The sequence below is a fragment of the Gilliamella sp. CG22 genome, from assembly GCF_046635725.1.
In the GTDB taxonomy this organism is placed as follows: Bacteria; Pseudomonadota; Gammaproteobacteria; order Enterobacterales; family Orbaceae; genus Gilliamella; species Gilliamella apicola_I.
Map to the genome: position 1 here is coordinate 1 of NZ_JBIDFK010000006.1, position 19,526 is coordinate 19,526.

The 19,526-nt window shown below is 35.5% G+C and carries 16 protein-coding genes and 1 pseudogene; 1 reads left to right on the top strand and 16 read right to left on the bottom strand.

From position 1 onward, the window contains the following. Positions 1–85 precede the first annotated feature (85 nt). The 6 genes from ACGH46_RS06720 to ACGH46_RS06745 form a co-directional block, all read right to left on the bottom strand. Positions 86–766, bottom strand: a complete 681-nt coding sequence (locus ACGH46_RS06720) for a hypothetical protein (RefSeq protein ID WP_411604918.1) — start codon at positions 764–766, stop codon at positions 86–88. A 9-nt stretch (positions 767–775) separates the two neighbouring features. After that, positions 776–1,468 (bottom strand): hypothetical protein, encoded by a 693-nt coding sequence (locus ACGH46_RS06725; protein ID WP_411604920.1) that lies wholly within the window; start codon positions 1,466–1,468, stop codon positions 776–778. Between the two features lie 19 nt (positions 1,469–1,487). After that, positions 1,488–5,801 (bottom strand): toxin VasX, encoded by a 4,314-nt coding sequence (locus ACGH46_RS06730; RefSeq protein WP_411604923.1) that lies wholly within the window; start codon positions 5,799–5,801, stop codon positions 1,488–1,490. Positions 5,802–6,250: 449 nt separating this feature from the next. After that, positions 6,251–7,612, bottom strand: a complete 1,362-nt coding sequence (gene mnmE, locus ACGH46_RS06735) for a tRNA uridine-5-carboxymethylaminomethyl(34) synthesis GTPase MnmE (protein WP_267361478.1) — start codon at positions 7,610–7,612, stop codon at positions 6,251–6,253. A gap of 124 nt (positions 7,613–7,736) precedes the next feature. Further along, positions 7,737–8,324: a YdcF family protein gene (locus ACGH46_RS06740; protein ID WP_411604926.1), complete on the bottom strand. Its 588-nt coding sequence runs from the start codon at positions 8,322–8,324 to the stop codon at positions 7,737–7,739. A gap of 12 nt (positions 8,325–8,336) precedes the next feature. Continuing rightward, the gene (locus ACGH46_RS06745) at positions 8,337–8,900 is read right to left on the bottom strand and encodes a DNA-3-methyladenine glycosylase I (protein WP_411589896.1); all 564 of its coding nucleotides are present in this window, start codon (positions 8,898–8,900) and stop codon (positions 8,337–8,339) included. A gap of 234 nt (positions 8,901–9,134) precedes the next feature. On the opposite strand from ACGH46_RS06745, the gene ACGH46_RS06750 reads away from it, so the two are divergent. Further along, positions 9,135–10,487, top strand: a complete 1,353-nt coding sequence (locus tag ACGH46_RS06750; RefSeq protein ID WP_411604929.1) for an MFS transporter — start codon at positions 9,135–9,137, stop codon at positions 10,485–10,487. A gap of 68 nt (positions 10,488–10,555) precedes the next feature. Here ACGH46_RS06750 and gorA read toward each other — a convergent pair whose 3' ends face one another. The 10 genes and pseudogenes from gorA to ribE form a co-directional block, all read right to left on the bottom strand. Beyond that, entirely contained in the window at positions 10,556–11,908 is a 1,353-nt protein-coding gene (gene gorA / locus ACGH46_RS06755) for a glutathione-disulfide reductase (protein ID WP_411604931.1), read from the bottom strand. 429 nt (positions 11,909–12,337) lie between these two features. After that, the gene (tatC, locus tag ACGH46_RS06760) at positions 12,338–13,084 is read right to left on the bottom strand and encodes a twin-arginine translocase subunit TatC (RefSeq protein WP_267352306.1); all 747 of its coding nucleotides are present in this window, start codon (positions 13,082–13,084) and stop codon (positions 12,338–12,340) included. Beyond that, positions 13,084–13,419: pseudogene (gene tatB / locus ACGH46_RS06765) on the bottom strand (Sec-independent protein translocase protein TatB); the annotation flags it as partial. The gene tatC and the pseudogene tatB, both read right to left, overlap by 1 nt. A gap of 3 nt (positions 13,420–13,422) precedes the next feature. Beyond that, complete coding sequence (gene tatA, locus ACGH46_RS06770) at positions 13,423–13,644, bottom strand: twin-arginine translocase TatA/TatE family subunit (RefSeq protein ID WP_267352308.1); 222 nt, start codon at positions 13,642–13,644, stop codon at positions 13,423–13,425. A 69-nt stretch (positions 13,645–13,713) separates the two neighbouring features. Further along, positions 13,714–15,255: a ubiquinone biosynthesis regulatory protein kinase UbiB gene (ubiB, locus tag ACGH46_RS06775; protein ID WP_411604934.1), complete on the bottom strand. Its 1,542-nt coding sequence runs from the start codon at positions 15,253–15,255 to the stop codon at positions 13,714–13,716. 13 nt (positions 15,256–15,268) lie between these two features. Beyond that, a complete protein-coding gene (ubiE, locus tag ACGH46_RS06780) occupies positions 15,269–16,045 on the bottom strand; it encodes a bifunctional demethylmenaquinone methyltransferase/2-methoxy-6-polyprenyl-1,4-benzoquinol methylase UbiE (protein ID WP_220216630.1) in 777 nt (258 codons plus the stop codon). 61 nt (positions 16,046–16,106) lie between these two features. Then, positions 16,107–17,042, bottom strand: a complete 936-nt coding sequence (gene nadR, locus ACGH46_RS06785) for a multifunctional transcriptional regulator/nicotinamide-nucleotide adenylyltransferase/ribosylnicotinamide kinase NadR (RefSeq protein WP_411599029.1) — start codon at positions 17,040–17,042, stop codon at positions 16,107–16,109. Between the two features lie 161 nt (positions 17,043–17,203). Then, the gene (locus ACGH46_RS06790; protein WP_267352311.1) at positions 17,204–18,262 is read right to left on the bottom strand and encodes a TrmH family RNA methyltransferase; all 1,059 of its coding nucleotides are present in this window, start codon (positions 18,260–18,262) and stop codon (positions 17,204–17,206) included. Positions 18,263–18,283: 21 nt separating this feature from the next. Further along, entirely contained in the window at positions 18,284–18,703 is a 420-nt protein-coding gene (gene nusB, locus ACGH46_RS06795; RefSeq protein WP_065558858.1) for a transcription antitermination factor NusB, read from the bottom strand. A 4-nt stretch (positions 18,704–18,707) separates the two neighbouring features. Further along, on the bottom strand, positions 18,708–19,178 hold the full coding sequence (ribE, locus tag ACGH46_RS06800; RefSeq protein WP_411589901.1) for a 6,7-dimethyl-8-ribityllumazine synthase: 471 nt from the start codon (positions 19,176–19,178) through the stop codon (positions 18,708–18,710). Positions 19,179–19,526 lie beyond the last annotated feature (348 nt).

The window sequence follows — 19,526 nt, forward strand, 5'->3', positions numbered from 1 at the left end:
GTTTTTCTTTGTTATAACAACCCAATAGTGAACAGGTGATTAATGTCAGTAAGGTGAATTTAGTTAATGTTTTCATTGCATACTTCTAAGGTTTAATCATTAAATGAGTTAAGGGTTCATGATATAATTCACCGTCATCGCCTTTGATAAAAGTGATCTCATCAATATAAGTTTTTCCGGGTACTTTTACCTTTATAGGATCATACAAAGCATTGAGTTTATCTTCCCCATTTAATGCCCAATCAGGGGTATCCAATACTTGATAATCGATATCGACATACACATTTGTCTGATTTTTTCGATATAACCCACTTTCATACGTTTTTTCTGTTATATCCGTTACTTTTACTATTTTTTTGGGGCCATAACAAAAAGAGCTATAGTAAATAGTTTTCTTACCATTATTATTAATATATTGATACCAATATTCACGCCCCAAATCGGTTAAATCATAGCGATAAATGCCTGATTGCCCTTCTACTGGCATTTGGTTTAATAAACCTAATTCAGCAAACAGTGGTAAGGTTTTCGCTAATTTACCTTTATTCCAACTCGCCCATTGAGTATCACTTTCTAATACCGGTTCATCGGTATACGGAAATTTAACCGCGCCTAAATAATAACAAAAATTGCCTTTGGTTTTGGTTAACGACATTGACCTTTCATATTGTTTTTGAATGAGCTCCCTTAGTTTTTCTTTGTTGTAGCAACCTAACAGTGAACAGGTGATTAATGTCAGTAAGGTGAATTTAGTTAATGTTTTCATTGTGTGCTTCTAAGGTTTAATTAGTAAATAGGCTAAGGGTTGATGATATAATTCACCGTCATCACCTTTTATAAAGACAACAGTTTCAGGATAATTTTTTCCTGGCAATTTCACATCCACTTGTGTATATAAAGCATTGAGTTTATCTTGCGCATTCAACGCCCAATCAGGGGTATCCAATACCTGATAATCGATTTTTACATTAACTTGTGTTTCCTTTCTTCCTGTAAAACGACCTTTTTCATACGTTTTTTCTGTTATATCTTTTACTTTTACTATTTTTTTAGGACCATAGCAAAATGAACTATTGTAAAAAGGTTTCCTTCCGCTATTCCCTCTATTATCAATAAATTGATGCCAATATTCACGCCCCAAATCGGTTAAGTCATAGCGATAAATGCCTGATTGCCCTTCTACCGGCGTTTGGCTTAATAAACCTAATTCAGCAAACAGTGGTAAGGTTTTCGCTAATTTACCTTTATTCCAACTCGCCCATTGACTGTCACTTTCTAATACTGGTTCATCCGTATACGGTAGTTTTACTGAACCAAGAAAATAACAAAAGTCGCCTTTAGCTTTATTTATGGCTCGTGATTCATCATATTCTTTTTGAATATGCTCCCTTAGTTTTTCTTTATTATAACAACCCAATAGTGAACAGGTGATTAATGTCAGTAAGGTGAATTTAGTTAATGTTTTCAATGTGGTTCTCCTGATATTCTTAAAATCCGCCCAATTTGGAGTGATGATGTTTGTAACTGTCAATAAACACCAACGGTTTATTGGTGACGGTTTGATTTTTGCTATTTGTCGACGTTTTGCCCTGTGGCCAGTAATTAATTTGTAAATAAAGCTCTTCAATGCCGTCATAACAAAACTCGCCCATTTTATAAAAAATTTCAAAATAACCAAGATTTTCACGGGTTTCTTTATTTATTGCATCACCATAGGCTTCAACTTTACCTATTTGGTTTATTTCTAATTTATCTTCATCTGTTTCAGGCTTTAATGGGACTTCCCGTTTAATTAATAAATCCGTGGCTGAGCTATCGGCAAAGGTTAAAATCGGGTATTCCTCTCCTTTGCTTATATGCAAGGTAATGGGCTCTTGATAGTCATAATTATAAGTGCGAAGCACCCCTTCGTAATGGCTCACGTCAGAATCATAATGAGGCAATGCCACCGACAGATAAATTTCGCGACTTCTGGCTTTAACACCCATTGCTTTTATTCCTGCAAGGTCAGGACAATCTTTATTTTTATATATGACTTTATATTGGTCTTTATATTTGTCTTTAATTTTGTCAATAATGTTGACACCTTCTAAATATTGACGCATTTTTTTGACATAATAAATCTTCTCTTCTTCTAACTGAATAGCAACATTAGCACCAAACATGGCAACCATAAAGTCATTAATTGCCATTGCCATACTGTCAAACGTAGGTAAATAAGGTAGACCTTTATCCGGGTGTTCATTTAAACCCAATAAACAGCGGTTAAACCAAAGTTGCATTTTATCCCATTTGTCTGATTTATCTTCAAAGATAATGAGTAAAATGACTGATACTACCCCCGCAATTAAACCTAACACAAAAATCCCCACCCCTAGCGGCCCTAAAAAAGCGGTTATTTGTAACCACGTACCTATCGTGCCGGCTAAGCTTAATACACCAGCCAGTACCTGAAGCCCTCCTGCTACACAATACGCTGTTTTGGTTGCCCCACTTTTTTGTTGTCCTTTGGCAATTAAGAAAATACCCTCCATTATCGATATCGCACTACCTAATACACCCACGACACCCGCCACCATGGCAGAGGTTTTAAACACCCCATTGACTAAAAGACTGAGATTGGCTCGGTTTGCAATAAACGACCCGGCTAAATGAGGTAACCCCATATTGATAAAGGTTAAAACTTCGTTGACTAACAGTGCAAAACTTGCTCCAACTTTATATATGCCAAACTGTAAATCGCGTTTAATTTCATAACGCAGGGTTTCGCTTAAGTTTGCATCTTCCAGTTTTTGCAAGTTTTCTTTGTAGTTGATGTAGGTGGCGGCTGATTGTAATCCGGCTGAAATCGATTTAACAAAAGCTATGCTACCGCCAAATGCCGTCATTTTAGCCGTCGGGTCAAAACCGGCATTTTTTATACTGTCTAAGATTGACTCGCCTTGTAGTTTGGCTATCCGATTATATATTGACACACCGGTATTTTTTAATGTTCGGGCAGGAAATATTGAATTCGAATTTATGCCTGAAAATCTATCGAGTATATAGTTTTCTAATCGTTGAAATAATACCGAGCCATTTCTCAGCACGGTACGGTCATTGATGACATCGACTAGTTTTAAGCCAATATCGATATAGTCGTTGGCTGTTATCACAAAATTCCAATCAACCACCCCATTTTGACTTTCTTCTGTTTGCGAATAAGCCGGATAAGGTGAACTTGTGCTACTGTATCGCAACGGTTCGAAATATTGATTAAATTCACGTAACTCTAACACCGGAATATTTTTCATTTGAAAATGAAAAATCAATTCGCCATTTATCACCAACCCGCTTTCAGTAATCAACTGTGATAATCGTTTTTGAATAACCAGATAAGATGATAGGGCTAGGTCTTTTTCTGTAAAGTTGGAATGCCATGAAAGTACACGTGATATGAGTATCGAATAAAGCTTCAACATAAGCTCGCCTTTTTCACAGAAGAATTTTTTATCTAATTGGTTTGTCTTTGTTTCCGCTTCCAGCTCTTGTAATATCGTTTTGGTTTCCTGCAATCGCTTCGCTTTCGCCTTTAATTCTTTTTCTTCCGCTTCGCCTAGATATTGCGCTATTTGTTCGTCGGATTTGTCTTCTATCGGCGAGTATAAATTACTGTGCGCTTCCAGCTCTTGTTTCATGATGTTAAGGCGTTTTTTTATGATTAACTCCCAAAAACTGTTACTTCGTCCATCAAGCAGATGATAAAAAATACCATCGTCATACTTGATTAAGTTCTCCCATAATGCTATTTGTATTGGGTTCGTCACGCCACCTATACATGTAAAATCAATGATTGCTAAAAAATCTGAAAGATAACCTACATGGTTGTTAGAGCAATTTGTATCACACTCTATAAACCAAAATTTGCAACTATTAAATCGGATCATTTTGTCCGGAGTATGTTTTGACAAGATTGGATATCCCAATAACCATAGCAAATAATACAAATAGTCCTGCGAAAAATGATTAATCGAACTGATTATAGCGTTATATCTGTTTTTTTCTAAATTGGTAAATTGAGTTTCAGCACCCGGTTTTAATAGTTTTTCATATTTTTCCAAATGTTTGCTGGTTCTCATTAAAGCATCGAGTTCGGCACGACCATTTATTATGCTGTTATGTTTAAAAGCTTTGACATCGAAATATTCAGCTTTTTTAAAAAAACCATCCTTTTTATTAATTTTTTTCAGATGGTTAATTTTTTCTTCAGCTGTCATCGGAACTTCAAAATATCCCTTTGATAGTAAGTATTCTGTTTTTGGCCAAACACTAGTTTGCCTGTTAATTCCTATCCTGGATTCTGATATATAGTCATACTCTAGCTCTTCTCGTGCTTTTGATAATTCTATTGCTTTGATTTGATTGCGATATTCATTTATCAATGATAACGTTTTACGTTTATGCAGTGTTTTTTCTCTAAAATAATCTGCATTTACTCCCGCAGCCAAAGTCGCATTGTAATAGTAATTATAATCTTGGCTTATCATTATGTTATTTGAATTTGGGGTATTTTTGGGTTGATTGACATTTTCATCATTGTCATCTTCATGACTTGGTATATCCACACGTTTAGATCCCAAGATTTTATTGAAATGTTCATCAATTTTTTGGTTATAAATCTCTTCGGATTTGATCACCAGTTGCGCTATGGGCTCAATCCTTAATTGTCGTTGTAAGCTCAGTTCTTCCGCTATACCAAACGTATCTTCCAGAACCACAACAGGGACTTTGTATTCACGCGTTTGTTCTAATTTCTCAATTTGCGCATCTAATACAAAGCTTGTCGCTAAAAACTCTTTATTATTTGCGTTTGACCTGTCTCGTAATGAGTTAAATTTGTGGGCTGTGATAAAGTTTTTCGAACTTAACAAACGTTTTTTACCGTCATGTGTGATGATAAATCGTGGATCAGCAGCCAGCTCTAATAATGAATTATCGGATTTGAGTTTTTGAAACTCAAAACTTCGCTTGCCCCCGTCAGTTAATTTGCTTGGATCTTTGTATGCTTCTTGATTCAGGTTAATTTTAGTAAAACGTTTAATCGCTTCTTCTAAAAGAATATCTCTCTCAAAATGTTCTTTTGTCGAAGAATCACCGGTTGTCGAAGAAGATCTTTTTCTAGAAGGTACTTCAATTGTGATCGACGATTCATTCATTAATTTTAGGTATTTTTCTATTGTACTGTTTTTACCTTGAGACCAGGCTCGACGAGTGTAAGCAATGTAGGCTTCGCCTTCATATATTGAGGTGTCAATATTGATAAAAGAACCGGGTATATGGTGATTGCCGTCTTTGGTACAACTTTCTGGGATCTCTTTAATGTTTCGCTCTTTTAAGTCAGTAATGGTTTTATGGCGAAATACGCCTGAAGGCGTCACTTCATATCCTAAAAACTCCCACCCTTTCGTTTTATGTTTGACTAAGATATAAACGTAACCCACGCGTAAGGTTCGATAGACATATTTGTGGGTGACTAAATCAATGGGTGGCTCTCGATTGTCTTCCAATAATTTAATGGTTTCACCCATTTTTTGGGCTAAGTTGAAATTTTTACTAATCGGCGCTTTTCTGACCAGAAAAATGGGAAATCCTTGACGTTCGCAAACGCCACAACCACCATTTGCTAAAGCTGAACGAGAATCTTTGCCATCCTTGTTTGCTTCAGCATAAATAATGCGATCTTCGAGTTCAGCGGCTTGCTCTTCTTTTTGTTTTTGAAGTTGTTCTTCTTTTGTGGTTTTGGTGGTTGTATGCTTTTCCATTTAATTCATTCCAATTTTTTTTTAATATTCCTTTTAACTCAACTTGGTGTGAGTTATTTCCATGTGATAAATATAAAAATATTTATTTTGCGATATTTTGAATAAGATATTGTTAAAATTGAAGCGATGAGTGTGAAGTTTACAATGTGGCAGGTTTTTACCTATTAATATATCTGACCTTAAGGCAAGATATTATGATTTATTTTGTATTCACAAATTAAGCTTAATTGATTTAATATTAGTTAAAAAATCAATAATCTAAAAATTTTTCTAGTTTTTCAGTTACTGCTTTCAAATTTATACAATTTTATATTTTAAATATTCTTTAAAAATTGTTAACAATATCTAAACGTAAAATTACCCTTTTTTTGAACATTTTGCAATAGTTAATTTTAAAGAGTAACACTATGAAAATTCATTAAATTTAAATGCAGTAACCTAGTTAAGTCTTATTTTCCAATACAAAACGAACTGAAGATACGACCTAATAAATCGTCTGAAGTAAATTCGCCAGTGATTTCGCTTAGCGCTTCTTGGGCAAGTCTGAGTTCTTCGGCAAGAAGTTCACCAGCATGGAAAGCCGTCAGTTGGTACTTACCATTGTTGAGGTGTTCTGACGCTTTTTCGAGTGCTTGCAGGTGTCGTCGACGTGCTAAAAAGCCGCCTTCAGTACTACTGGTAAAACCCATGGCTTGTTTTAAGTGATCACGAAGTAACGTTACCCCTTCCCCTGTTCGTGCAGAAAGTTGGATAAGTGAGTAACCATTGACTTGATTGTAACCTAATGCTTCACCAGTTAAATCTGCTTTGTTGCGTATGACTGTAACAGGCATATTTTTGGGTAGCCGTTCTATAAATTCTGGCCATAACTTTTCGGGATTGGTTTCGGTTGTGGTGGTGCTATCGACCATAAATAGTACCCTATCTGCTTGTTCAATTTCTTGCCAAGCTCGTTCAATACCAATGCGTTCAACTTCGTCACTGGCATCACGTAAACCCGCAGTATCAATAATATGTAGGGGCATACCATCGATATGAATATGTTCACGTAATACGTCACGCGTTGTGCCTGCAATATCGGTAACAATCGCCGCATCACGACCCGCCAGCGCATTCAGTAAGCTTGATTTACCGGCATTTGGACGACCAGCTATCACCACTTTCATCCCTTCTCGTAACAGTGAGCCTTGTTTTGCTTCTTGGCGAACTTCGTTTAAGCGAGTAATCACTTCATTAAGTTGTGCTTCTATTTTGCCATCTGATAAAAAGTCGATCTCTTCTTCAGGAAAGTCTATTGCGGCTTCGGTAAAAATGCGTAAATGAATTAATGATTCAACCAATTCATTAATTTTTTTCGAAAACACGCCTTGCAAAGATGAAATCGCTGATTTTGCAGCTTGCTCAGAACTTGCATCAATTAAATCGGCTATGGCTTCGGCTTGGGCTAAATCTAATTTATCATTCAAAAAAGCACGCTCTGAAAATTCACCCGGCTTTGCAATACGGACGTTAGCAATCTCTAATACCCGTTTTAAAAGCAAATCTAAAATGACAGGCCCACCATGCCCTTGTAACTCTAGTACATCTTCGCCCGTAAAAGAGTGAGGATTAGGAAAAAATATCGCTATTCCTTCGTCTAAGGTTGTGCCGTCAGAAGCTAGAAAAGGAAGATACTCCGCATAGCGAGGTTTTGGTATTTTACCGAGTATCGCTTGCGCAACGGTTTGCGCCTGTGGCCCCGAAATTCGCAAAATGCCCACACCACCTCGACCGGGTGGCGTTGCTTGTGCAACAATGGTATCTGTTTTCATATATGTTTGTAGCTGATTTAAATTTGAATGCCTAATAATAGCATGGACGCACGGCAAAAACAGTAGTGACTATGGGTTTTGCCGTTATTCATTGATTATTTAAGTGATAGAATCAGTCGGCTGATTATTCATCTTTCTTTGGATGATCGAATAACCAAGAATTTGCCAATGCTAGGGGTTCTCGGATTAATGCGACATATTTTTCTTCATTTCCCCACCCTAATGGTGCCGATAAACCAGATATTTCGTTAAAGCCTGAACGTTTAGCCAGCATTAGCGAACGCAGTATATGAAAATCATTAGTTACCACAACTGTCTTGCCTAACGGCAATACACGATTGGCATACACAAATTGTTGAGCTGTTCGCGTCGATTTATCTTCTTGGTATACCCGTTTTGGATCAATACCTTTATTAATTAGATATTGTGCCATCACACTTGCTTCGGTCGCCGACTCATTATTACCTTGTCCCCCACACACAACAACTTTCGTTCGTGGATTACGTTGTAAATAATCGTAGGCAACATCTAATCGTTGGGCTAAGGTGTAATGAGGAACAGCAGGCTTACCTACAACAAGTGCGCCTAATACAACTAAGGTGTCGGCATCTGGCTCTGGCTTTTGTTTAGAATAAAGATAAATAACGATGTTAGTGATAACAAAATAAGTCAAGATTAACGCTAAGCCATACTTAAATAATTTGGCGATCATTTCTTTTAACTCCTATTTTTTATAACAATGTTCAAAATGGTCATTGACTAATCCCATTGATTGCATAAAAGCGTAACAAATTGTTGACCCAACAAAAGAAAAGCCTCGTTTTTTTAATGCCTTTGATAGTTTATCAGATATATCGGTACTGACAGGCACTTCACTAAGGTCTTTGTAGTGATTGATAATTGGTTTACCGTCGACAAAAGACCAAATAAATGTCGAAAAATCTTCATTATTACTTTTCATTGTTAGATAAGCTTGTGCATTTTTTATAATACTATTTAGTTTTAATCGATTTCGAATCAGTCCTTTGTTTTCGAGTAAACGTTCAACATCTTTTTGGGTTAACGTAATAATTTTTTCAGGGTTAAAATCAAAAAAACAGCGCCGATATTCTTCACGTTTTTTCAATACGGTGATCCAAGATAATCCCGCTTGTTGTCCTTCTAAACAGATTTTTTCAAATAATTTTAGACTATCATACTGGGCAATTCCCCATTCGTTGTCGTGATAATTTATGTATAAAGGATCGTTTGAAACCCAGTCACAGCGTATTTTTGTTTTAGTCATCATCCCCAAATTCATCCTTAGTTAAAATAGTTTATTGATAGTACAACATAAAATAATTAAATGTTTTAATTATTATAAATCAAATGTTCAGTTTTACCGCATTCATTAAATTTTTTTATGATGAAATTAAATACAATTTTTTATGGCAGAATGTTATTTTTATAACAAGTTTTAGTTATAAAAGAGTCATTTTCTTTATTTTCTATTTTATATTAACCATACAATTAAGGTTTTTTCATGAGTCAATCTGAAATTAACGCAGAATGGCAGCCTGCTACAAGGCCATTAAACAGTAAAGATTTAAAAACATTAGTTTTGTCTTCTTTGGGGGGAACGTTAGAATTTTATGATTTTGTCATCTATGCCCTGTATATCGATACGATTGTCAAACCTCTTTTTTTACCTCATACGTTATCACCTTTAACATTAGATCTTTTTGCATGGGGAATTTTTGCTGCTGGCTACTTGGTTCGCCCTGTTGGCGGTATCATTATGGCTCATTTTGGCGATAAAGTCGGTCGCAAAAAAATGTTCACACTTAGCGTGGCAATGATGGCTTTACCCACATTTATTATTGGTATTTTACCCACCTACGAAACCATTGGAATTTTTGCACCGTTGTTATTATTAGTGATGCGTATGTTGCAAGGAGCAGCCATTGGCGGTGAAATGCCGGGCGCTTGGGTTTTTATTGCTGAACACGTGCCAAAACAACGTTATGGCTTTGGTGTCGGAACCTTAACTTCGGGTATTACTGGGGGTATTTTACTTGGTTTTATTGTGACCATTATTATTGATCTTTGTTTTAGCCACCAAAATATTTTAGATTATGCTTGGCGGATCCCTTTTATTGTTGGTGGTATTTTTGGTGTCATTTCGGTTTATTTGCGTCGGTTTTTATCCGAAACCCCTATTTTCAAAGAATTAGCTGCCCGTAAGGCAATTGAAAAAAATATTCCTGTCATCTCTGTTTTAAAAAATCATAAAACGGCGTGTTTGATTGTAGCACTTTTAACTTGGTCATTATCCACTGCGATTATGGTGGGTATCTTAATAACGCCTGGTCGTATTGTTGGTGGGATGTATCATTTTGCTAATCTGGATTGGCGAATTGGTGGTTGTATTGCAGCATTAACCTTAACTATCGGTTGTGTTATTTCTGGTTGGTTAGAAGACAAACTGGGGACAACAAAAACAGTGATCATAACATGGGGTGGTTTGGCTGTGATGAGTATCTATTTTTATAGTACTTTGTCACCAACAATTTCACTTACTGAATTATATTTAACTTGGGCAATATTTGGTTTATTTATTGGCGCTGTCGCCATGACACCAATCATTGGTACAAGAACTTTTCCACCTGCGATTCGTTATTCGGGTTTATCGTTTTCTTATAATTTAGCCTACGCTTTATTTAGTGCCATTACACCCACTTTAACTATTTATCTTTTAAGCCCCGACCATTTACTGGGTCATTATAGTTATCTTGGTGCAGGTATTTATATCTCGTTTGTCGCGTTAATTGCAGTTGCGGTGGGTTTTTATCCGTTAGCAAAAAAAGGTTGGTCAAATAAAGCCAATAATAAATAATTCTATCAATAAAAAAGCAGGATGTTTCCTGCTTTTTTATTCTATTTTAAATCCAGACAAATCGACATTTACCGCATGGTGACAAATTCTTCTGCGGCGGTTGGATGAATGGCTATGGTGTTATCAAAATCTTTTTTGGTTGCGCCCATTTTGAGTGCTACCGCAAAACCTTGTAATATTTCATCCATACCATAACCGATACCATGAATACCGATAATTTTTTCTTCATCACCAACACAGACTAATTTCATTCGACAAGGTTGGCGATGCTGTGTTACAGCTGTATACATCGCGGTAAATGTTGATTTGAAGACTTTAACGTTTTCTTGTCCATATTGCAAAATCGCTTCAGGTTCTGTTAATCCAACAGTACCAATTGCAGGATGCGTAAAGACAACAGTTGGAATATTGTTATAATCTAGATGTTCATCAGGTTTATTATTAAATAACCGTTCAGATAAACGACGTCCTGCAGCCACAGCAACAGGGGTTAGGGCTGTTGCGCCTGTATCATCGCCAACCGAGTAAACACCGGCAACATTAGTGTTTTGGTACTTGTCTACAACAATAAATCCATTATCGTTAACCTTAATACCTGCCGCTGCTAAATTCATATTTTGTGTTGCAGGTTCACGACCAATTGCCCAAATTAGACAATCAACAGTATAACTTTCTCCATTTTCAAGGTGTAATGTTAACGAGTTATCACTATTTTTAGTCACTGATTTTGGTATCGCAAACGTGTGGAGTTGTTGACCTTCGCTGGCTATGACTTCCATTAAGGTTTCAATGATGAGTGGATCAAAACTGCGTAATGGTGTCGCTTGGCGTATAAATTGATGAGTTTGAGAACCTAATGAATGTAATACGCTGGCTATTTCACAAGCAATATACCCAGCCCCCACGACAGCTACACGTTTAGGTAAAGCTTTGAGTGCAAAAAAACCATCCGATGTAATACCATATTCCGCACCAGGAATATTTGGTATACTCGGTTTTCCACCAACGGCTATTAATATGTGATCGGCGGTATATTGTTCGCCATTAACGTCAATAGTGTGAGAATCAACAAATTTGGCATAACCATAAATGACATCAACTTTATTATTAGTTAGTACACGGTCATAAGATTGATGTATTCGGTCGATGTAGGCGTTTCGGCTAGCCAGTAGTTTATCCCAACTAAATTGATTGATAGTCGTATCGAATCCATAATCAGAACCATAATGATTGATTGCTTCAGCAATTTGAGCGCCATACCACATGATTTTTTTGGGCACACAACCCACGTTCACGCAAGTCCCACCTAAAGATTTTGCTTCGATGATTGCGCATTTTTTGCCATATGAAGCCGCTCGGTTTACCGATGCAATGCCACCACTACCACCACCGATTGCAATATAATCATAATGTTTAGTCATTAAATTTCCTTCGTGCTGATTACTAAAATTAGCTATTAGCTTTGCATAAAGTGAAAAATAAAAAAAGTATTTATTTTAAAATTTAACAATAGTTATTAACGATTAATAATCATAATTATTAAATTTTTATTTAATAAATCATTTTTCTAATGGGTTAATTTTTAATAATAATTTATTGGTTTTAAATGATTTTTTAACAGCGTTGTTTCCCAGTTATTGTGATAGGTTTTTTAGTAATACATAAAAATATCAAAAATTAGGGACTATGTTAAAGCGTTCGTTTTTTGTCGGTATTGGTCGATGCCGCCCTTAGGATCGGTTTATAGAAGGGACAAGTGTTCCCATTGTTGACGTAATTTTATGCCAGTCTCAATATTTGTATTTTTGTGCTTTCTTTGCTTGCATCAAAGCCCGTATTTATTGTGTTTGTTATTCATTATTTTCGTCTTCATCATGTTTACGGGGTTGATAAAAACGGGCGAAAAAAGTCCCAATTTCGAAAAGTAAACAAATTGGTATCGCTAATAATATTTGTGAAAATACATCAGGTGGGGTAACAAACATAGCAACGGCGAACACAGCCACAATGATGTAAGGTCTTTTTTTCCGTAAACTTTTTGGTGTGGTCACGCCAGTCCAACAGAGTAGTATAATGGCGACAGGGACTTCAAAAGCGAATCCAAATACCACAAACAAAGTCATGACAAAATCTAGATATTTTGTGATATCGGTATTGATTGCAACATCAATCGGTGCTGTGTGGATAAAAAAGTAAAATGCAAGTGGGAATACCACAAAATAAGCAAAAGCAATACCTATATAAAATAGCACTGTGCTTGATATAATCAGTGGCACGACTAAACGTTTTTCATTTTGATATAACGCGGGTGCAACAAATCCCCACACTTGATAAAGTACATAGGGAATAGAAATAAATATCGCCACCACTGCCGTTAATTTAATGGGTGTAAAAAAAGGGGCTGCAATATCAGTTGCAATCATGCTACTACCTGTAGGTAATTGACTAATTAACGGATTAGCAACGATGTGATAAATATCATTAGAAAAGTAAAGTAGACAAATTAAAACCAATAAAATGCAGATAATACAACGTAAAAGTCGTGTTCTAAGTTCAACAAGATGTCCAATTAAAGGTTGAGATGCGTCGTCTGTCATGGTTTGTCTTTATTTGGGTTTTCAATATCGGTTTGGGTTGCTGAATCAATCTCTTTTTGTAACGATTCTGTCACACGTTTTAAATCATCAATTGATTCTTGAATTTCAGGTGTTAAGTTGGTTAAACCACTTTGTTCTGCTTTTTTTAAACTATCTTGTAACTCTTGCAGTTTTAGCTCTTTGTTGAGTTCAAGTTGGACCGTTGCCGACATTCGTCGTAATACTTTAATCCAACCTGCAACGGTTTTAATTGCAATAGGCAAACGCTCTGGCCCTAATACCACCAGTCCAATAATTAAAACTAATAATAATTGACCAAAGCTGATATCGAACACAACCTACTCTTTTTTTGTCGTTTGTTCATCGTTAGAGGAGTCTACAGTTTCAACTTTATTTGGTTGTTCTGTTGATGTTTTTTTATCATCATCCTCATTCATTGCTTTTTTAAAGCCTTTAATTGATGCACCAAGATCCGAACCTAATGAGCGTAATTTTTTGGTTCCAAACAGTAATACAATAACTGCAATTAATATGAGTAATTGAGGCCAACTTGGCATCATGATAATTATCTCCGACGTCATTTGTGATTTGATTATACACTTAAATTATCAGATTCCCAAATAACTCATCTAATGAATAATTAGCATAGAGATAAATAATATAATGAGTATTCCTATTGCACTGTATAAAATTCGTTCTCGTTTTTTTCGACACGTTAGTTCGTGATTAATCTGTCTAATTTGATGATTCATCTGTTTTGTCATGCGTGCGTAATCATTAAGTTTTGCAGGCAGTTCAGGCAAAAGTGTTCGCCATTGTGGTAATGAAGCCCATGCTTGCTGAATAATAGTTTTAGCACTATATTTGTCTTCATACCATTTTTCTAAGAATGGTTTAGCGGTTTGCCATAAATCGAGTTCTGGATATAGTTGACGCCCCAAACCTTCAATATAAAATAGCGTTTTTTGCAACAAGATTAATTGTGGTTGAATTTCCATTTCAAATCGTCTGGCAACATCAAATAGTTTTAGTAAAATTTGTGAGAATGAGATTTCAGCCAACGGTTTTGCAAATGCAGGTTCACATACGTTGCGCATAGCCATTTCAAAAGCAATCGGATCGGTAGATTCAGGAACCCAACCCGATGCAATATAGGTTTCAGCTATTTTGCGATAATCTTGATTAAAAAAGGCAAGGAAATTTTCAGCAAGATAGTACTGATCATCTTCTGTTAAAATTCCAATAATAGCGCAATCAATTCCAATGTAACGGGGGTTTTGTGGCTCGGTAATGTCAACAAAAATATTGCCCGGATGCATATCAGCATGGAAAAAATTATCTTTGAAAACCTGCGTGAAAAAAGCTTGAACACCTCGTTCAGCTAGCAGCTTCATATCAATGTTGTGTTGTTTAAGTGTTTGGCTATCACCAATTGGCACACCTTTAATGCGTTCCTCAACTAAGATGTTTTCTCGACAGAGTTCTTGATAAATGTAAGGTATATATAATATGTTACTATTAATAAAATTGTCACGTAAGCGTATGGTATTATAAGCTTCTTGTTTTAAGTCTAACTCTTTCATTAAGGTAAGTTCATAATCACGTACGATTTCAATTGCTCGCAACTTTGCACCGAACTTAATGCGTTTAGTAAACTGTTTGGCAAGCCAATACATTAAGCCAATATCCGCTTTGATGACTGGTATAATGTTAGGACGCAATACTTTAATGACAATTTCAGCTTGGCTGCGTTTTAATATGGCTGTATGAACTTGTGCAATCGATGCCGATGCCAATGGTTGTTCATCAAAATCTGAAAAATAATGATCAATTGGCTGACCTAGTGCTTTTTCGATTAATTGTTTTGCCACCTTCCCGTCAAAAGGATCAACTTGGTCTTGTAATTTAGCTAAACTGTCTGCAATATCTTTAGAAAGCACATCTCGACGAGTTGATATCATTTGACCAAATTTTATCCAGACTGGCCCAAGCTCTTGCAATGCTTGACGTAATCGCTCGCCAATTTCTTCATGTTTTGCTTTCGGCCTTATCCAAAATAAACATGATATTAAAATTGGTAACCACTTTGAAAATCGATTAGTTGGCAATAATTCATTTAATTGATATGCACGAAAAACGGTTAATATTTTATAGAGTCTGAAAAATGTCATTAGATTTCATCGCTTAAAATTTAAAACCAGTATGTAACGCCACAATACCACCTGTCATGTTGTGATATTTGACATCTACAAATCCTGCATCTTCCATCATTTTTTTCAATGTTTTTTGATCAGGATGCATTCGAATTGATTCGGCTAAATAACGGTAACTGTCAGCATCATTCGCAATAACTTTGCCCATTAACGGTAACATAGTAAATGAATAAAGATCATAAGCTTTATTTAAAATTGGGTATTGCGGTTTGGAAAATTCAAGAATTAATAAACGACCACCAGGTTTTAATACTCGCCACATGGATTGTAATGCTTTATTTTTGTCAGTCACATTACGTAGACCAAAAGAAATGGTAATACAGTCAAAAAAATTGTCCGCAAAAGGTAACTCTTCAGCGTTAGCTTGCACATATTCAATATTTTTGAATAATCCTTTGTCTCGAAGCTTTTCGCGTCCAACTTTTAACATGGATTCATTGATATCAGCGAGCACCACTAATCCGTCATCGCCGACTAATTGTGAGAATTTTGCAGTTAAATCTCCAGTGCCACCAGCAAGATCTAATACTTTTTGACCTTTACGCACACTGCTATATTCAATGGTAATTTTTTTCCAAATACGATGAATACCAAATGACATTAAATCATTCATTACATCATATTTGTCGGCAACGGAATGAAAGACATCCGCAACACGTTTTACTTTATCTTGTTTTAAAACTTGCGTAAAACCAAAATCTATTTTTTCTTGATTATCGTTATTTTGTTTGTCAGAAGATTGAGACATAAAATTTACCCATCACAAAGATTTAGGCTATTTTAGCATAAGCCAGAATAAAAGTGATGAACTAAATCAACAACCTTTCGACCATATTGGATACGGTTTCAAAATATTCTAATGATGAAAGATTTGGGTCAAAATCTTTTTCATGGATGACCAAATCAAAATGATAATTTTCTTTTAATGCGTTTAAAACTTGATGTTCTTTATCAAACACTTGCTGATAATAATGTGCTAACGTATCAAAATCGATTGAAGCAAACAGTAATTTATTAGCCTGTACTTCAGCACTCGATATCCGTTCAACATGTAACATTGCAATTTTAAGGTAATCAGCCTCACTCAAATAACGCTTATTATGTGAGTTTGTTAATTCCCGCTCGATATAATTAATATAGCCATTTGATACGTATTGCGTGTTATAAATATTAGCGAGCTGTATTGGGAGTTCTTTAAATATTTTTTGTCCTATAATCGCCACTTTTCTGACAAAAAAAGGCTTGGCAGCTTGTGCAATAAAAGACCAATTTTGGTAGGGGTTTTCGCGTATTTGAGTAGCACTAATATTTATAAAGTTGCGATCAGCATCAATAATAATTGCTGGGCAACCGAAATAAAGCTCATGATTTTTTATATCTTGAGGTTCACTGGTAAATATAACCGTTGGTTTGATTTTATATTCATTCAAAATAAGTTTGACACGATCACTCCAGTCTTTCCAGCCATTTGGATAAGACTGGATTCCAGCTTCATCTAAAACATGAATATGAATATTATGACGGTCTTTGAAGGTTTCTTTCAGCCATGTGAATCGATCACTGACTTTAGGTTGTTTTGATAAATGGCTTTTGTCAAACAGTTGTTGATCACGTGATGGTTCACAGCCAAGAAAAATATGTAATTCATTGACCTGACTCATCGCTTTTTCAATTAAATATATATGTCCACTATGTAGAGGATAAAACTTACCAAAAATTAAACCAACTTTATGTTTAGACTCCATACCACTTACCAATGCATTTAAAACTTGTTAACAATCTACAGAAAAAATATTCATTTTCTAACCAATTGATGCTATTTAACATATACTCTATTTTATCAAATCCCATTAACCTTTATAGGTATTAATGTTTTGAGCAAAAATAAAGTAATCATATTTTTTAATTATAATGTTGATAATAAGATACCTGTAGCAACAGAAATATTTAGTGCCGCCATATTATCATTACCGTGTAAATGTACAACTACATCTGCACATTCTACCAGTTTTCGATTAATTTGTTGAAAAATAACGATAGCGACTTTTTTATTAAATTTAATTTGGTGTAATTCACTCGATTTAATTGACTTAACCGGGCATGGTAATAAGGCAACAATCTGATAATCATGTTGTTTTAATCGTTCAAGCGAAGCAACAAAGTCATCACTCTTTATCGACTCAATCGCTTCGATTCCCCCTTCGGCAATACGCATTGCTGCGCCACTATTGAGTAAATTAGTCTGACGCAATATGACACCGTTTACACCATAAAATGCGGCACTTCGAATAATTCCACCTAAGTTATGGGGATTATTCACATCATCAATTGCTAAAACACAATCTTGGTTTTTGCCACTATTTTTTTCGAGGTAATCGACTAATGTAAGTGGTATACGTTTTTTAACAATTAAACAGATCCCACCATGATGCTCCGTTTGGGTTATTTTCGCAATTTGTTCAACCGATACGACATCGTAGCCTAAACGTTGATTGACTAACCAGCTAATTAAATCTTTAAACTGATAGGTCATATCTTGAGTAATAAATAATTTGACGATTGCTGAGCGTCGATGTTTGAAAACAGCTTTACAACTGTTTTCACTATAAACGAGGGTTTCTTCTTTACGTTGACGATATTCATCATAACCATAAGTAGGCGTTTGCTCATTATCACGAACTTTTTTCTGCCATGGAGAATCATGTTCGACAAATTGACCATACTTAAAATTTGATTCTAAATTACGATTCAGTTTTTCTGTCCCAGGTTTATTGGTTTTAGGTTTAAATACTTCAATACGGTCATTTACTGATTGTCTAATTTTGGTTTTAGACTGAAATGAATCTTTTTTAAAATTGTCTTTACGACCCGTCATTTTCTGCTGAGTTGAGCGAGAACGTTTCTGAGGTTCACTGTTCTTCGCATAAAAAATGGTTGGTTTATTTTTTTCAGAATTGTTGTTCATTTCAATCTCACTTTTGGTCAGTTATCGTGTACGAATGGTTGGAGCTATTTTATCTAATACACCGTTAACAAATTTGTGGCTATCAGCAGCACCAAACGTTTTTGTTAGATCGATTGCTTCATTAATCACGACTTTGTACGGTACATCTTGGCGTTTGGTTAATTCATATAGCGCAATTCGCAATATTGCTAATTCAATTAGACCTAGCTCTTCAACTGTACGTTCAGTGAGGTATGGCGCCATTTTATCATCTAACTCTGCTGTATTTTTACCCACCCCATTTAAGAGTTCTCGAAAATACTTGGAGTCAACGCCTTTCATATCTTGTTCTGCAATAAAACTGGTCTCAACATCGGCAAGATCATTTCGGGAAACTTGCCAAGAGTATATTGCTTGTACCGCACACTCTCTTGCTCGACGACGAGGATTGACTGATGCCACTAACTTACTCCTTAATTGCTTTAATAACGTTTAGCATTTCAAGCGCAGTTAATGCTGCTTCAGCACCTTTATTACCCGCTTTTGTGCCTGCACGTTCAATAGCTTGTTCTATAGATTCAGTTGTTAAAATACCAAATCCAACTGGGATCGAATAATCTAGGCTTGCACTTAATAAACCAGAACTTGATTCGCCAGCAACAAAATCAAAATGCGCCGTACTACCTCGAATCACGGTTCCTAATGCAACTATTGCATCATATTTTTTGGATTGTGCTGCAACTTTTGCCGCTAGTGGGATCTCATAAGCACCAGGTACCCAAATGACTGTAATGTTTTTATCATCGACTTGCCCAATACGTTTTAATGCATCGGTAGCGCCATTAACAAGACTATCATTTATAAAATGATTAAAACGTGCCACAATAATGGCAACTTTTGCTTTTGGTGCGATAACTTTAGCTTCAATAGTTTGCATACTAATTCCTTATCAATTGATTTTTAAATGCAATTTCACTATCTTTATTCGTGAAAAAATAACTGCCAAATTGTATCACAAACTGCAGACTTCTCCTATTAGCAAATAGCGCTACGAGCAAGATCTTTACATCAAATATCTAAAAATAAGACTGTACTATTTTTAAAAATAATTTAATTAAGCTCATATTGTAGATAATCAATTTAGAATAATTGATGTTTTAAGACTGATCACTCATTTTAGTTTTTATTTTCAAGGCGATGTTTTAATTGACCAGTCATGAAAAATAAAAAAATGAATGAGAATTAAATTTATTTTTTAGTACTTGCAAGCTATTTTGAAAGAATT

Coding starts and splice junctions, on each gene's coding strand:
- ACGH46_RS06720 (WP_411604918.1), bottom strand. CDS start 766: ATGAAAACATTAACTAAATTCACCTTACTGACATTAATCACCTGTTCA.
- ACGH46_RS06730 (WP_411604923.1), bottom strand. CDS start 5,801: ATGGAAAAGCATACAACCACCAAAACCACAAAAGAAGAACAACTTCAA.
- mnmE (WP_267361478.1), bottom strand. CDS start 7,612: ATGAAAACAGATACCATTGTTGCACAAGCAACGCCACCCGGTCGAGGT.
- ACGH46_RS06740 (WP_411604926.1), bottom strand. CDS start 8,324: ATGATCGCCAAATTATTTAAGTATGGCTTAGCGTTAATCTTGACTTAT.
- ACGH46_RS06745 (WP_411589896.1), bottom strand. CDS start 8,900: ATGATGACTAAAACAAAAATACGCTGTGACTGGGTTTCAAACGATCCT.
- ACGH46_RS06750 (WP_411604929.1), top strand. CDS start 9,135: ATGAGTCAATCTGAAATTAACGCAGAATGGCAGCCTGCTACAAGGCCA.
- gorA (WP_411604931.1), bottom strand. CDS start 11,908: ATGACTAAACATTATGATTATATTGCAATCGGTGGTGGTAGTGGTGGC.
- tatC (WP_267352306.1), bottom strand. CDS start 13,084: ATGACAGACGACGCATCTCAACCTTTAATTGGACATCTTGTTGAACTT.
- tatA (WP_267352308.1), bottom strand. CDS start 13,644: ATGATGCCAAGTTGGCCTCAATTACTCATATTAATTGCAGTTATTGTA.
- ubiB (WP_411604934.1), bottom strand. CDS start 15,255: ATGACATTTTTCAGACTCTATAAAATATTAACCGTTTTTCGTGCATAT.
- ubiE (WP_220216630.1), bottom strand. CDS start 16,045: ATGTCTCAATCTTCTGACAAACAAAATAACGATAATCAAGAAAAAATA.
- nadR (WP_411599029.1), bottom strand. CDS start 17,042: ATGGAGTCTAAACATAAAGTTGGTTTAATTTTTGGTAAGTTTTATCCT.
- ACGH46_RS06790 (WP_267352311.1), bottom strand. CDS start 18,262: ATGAACAACAATTCTGAAAAAAATAAACCAACCATTTTTTATGCGAAG.
- ribE (WP_411589901.1), bottom strand. CDS start 19,178: ATGCAAACTATTGAAGCTAAAGTTATCGCACCAAAAGCAAAAGTTGCC.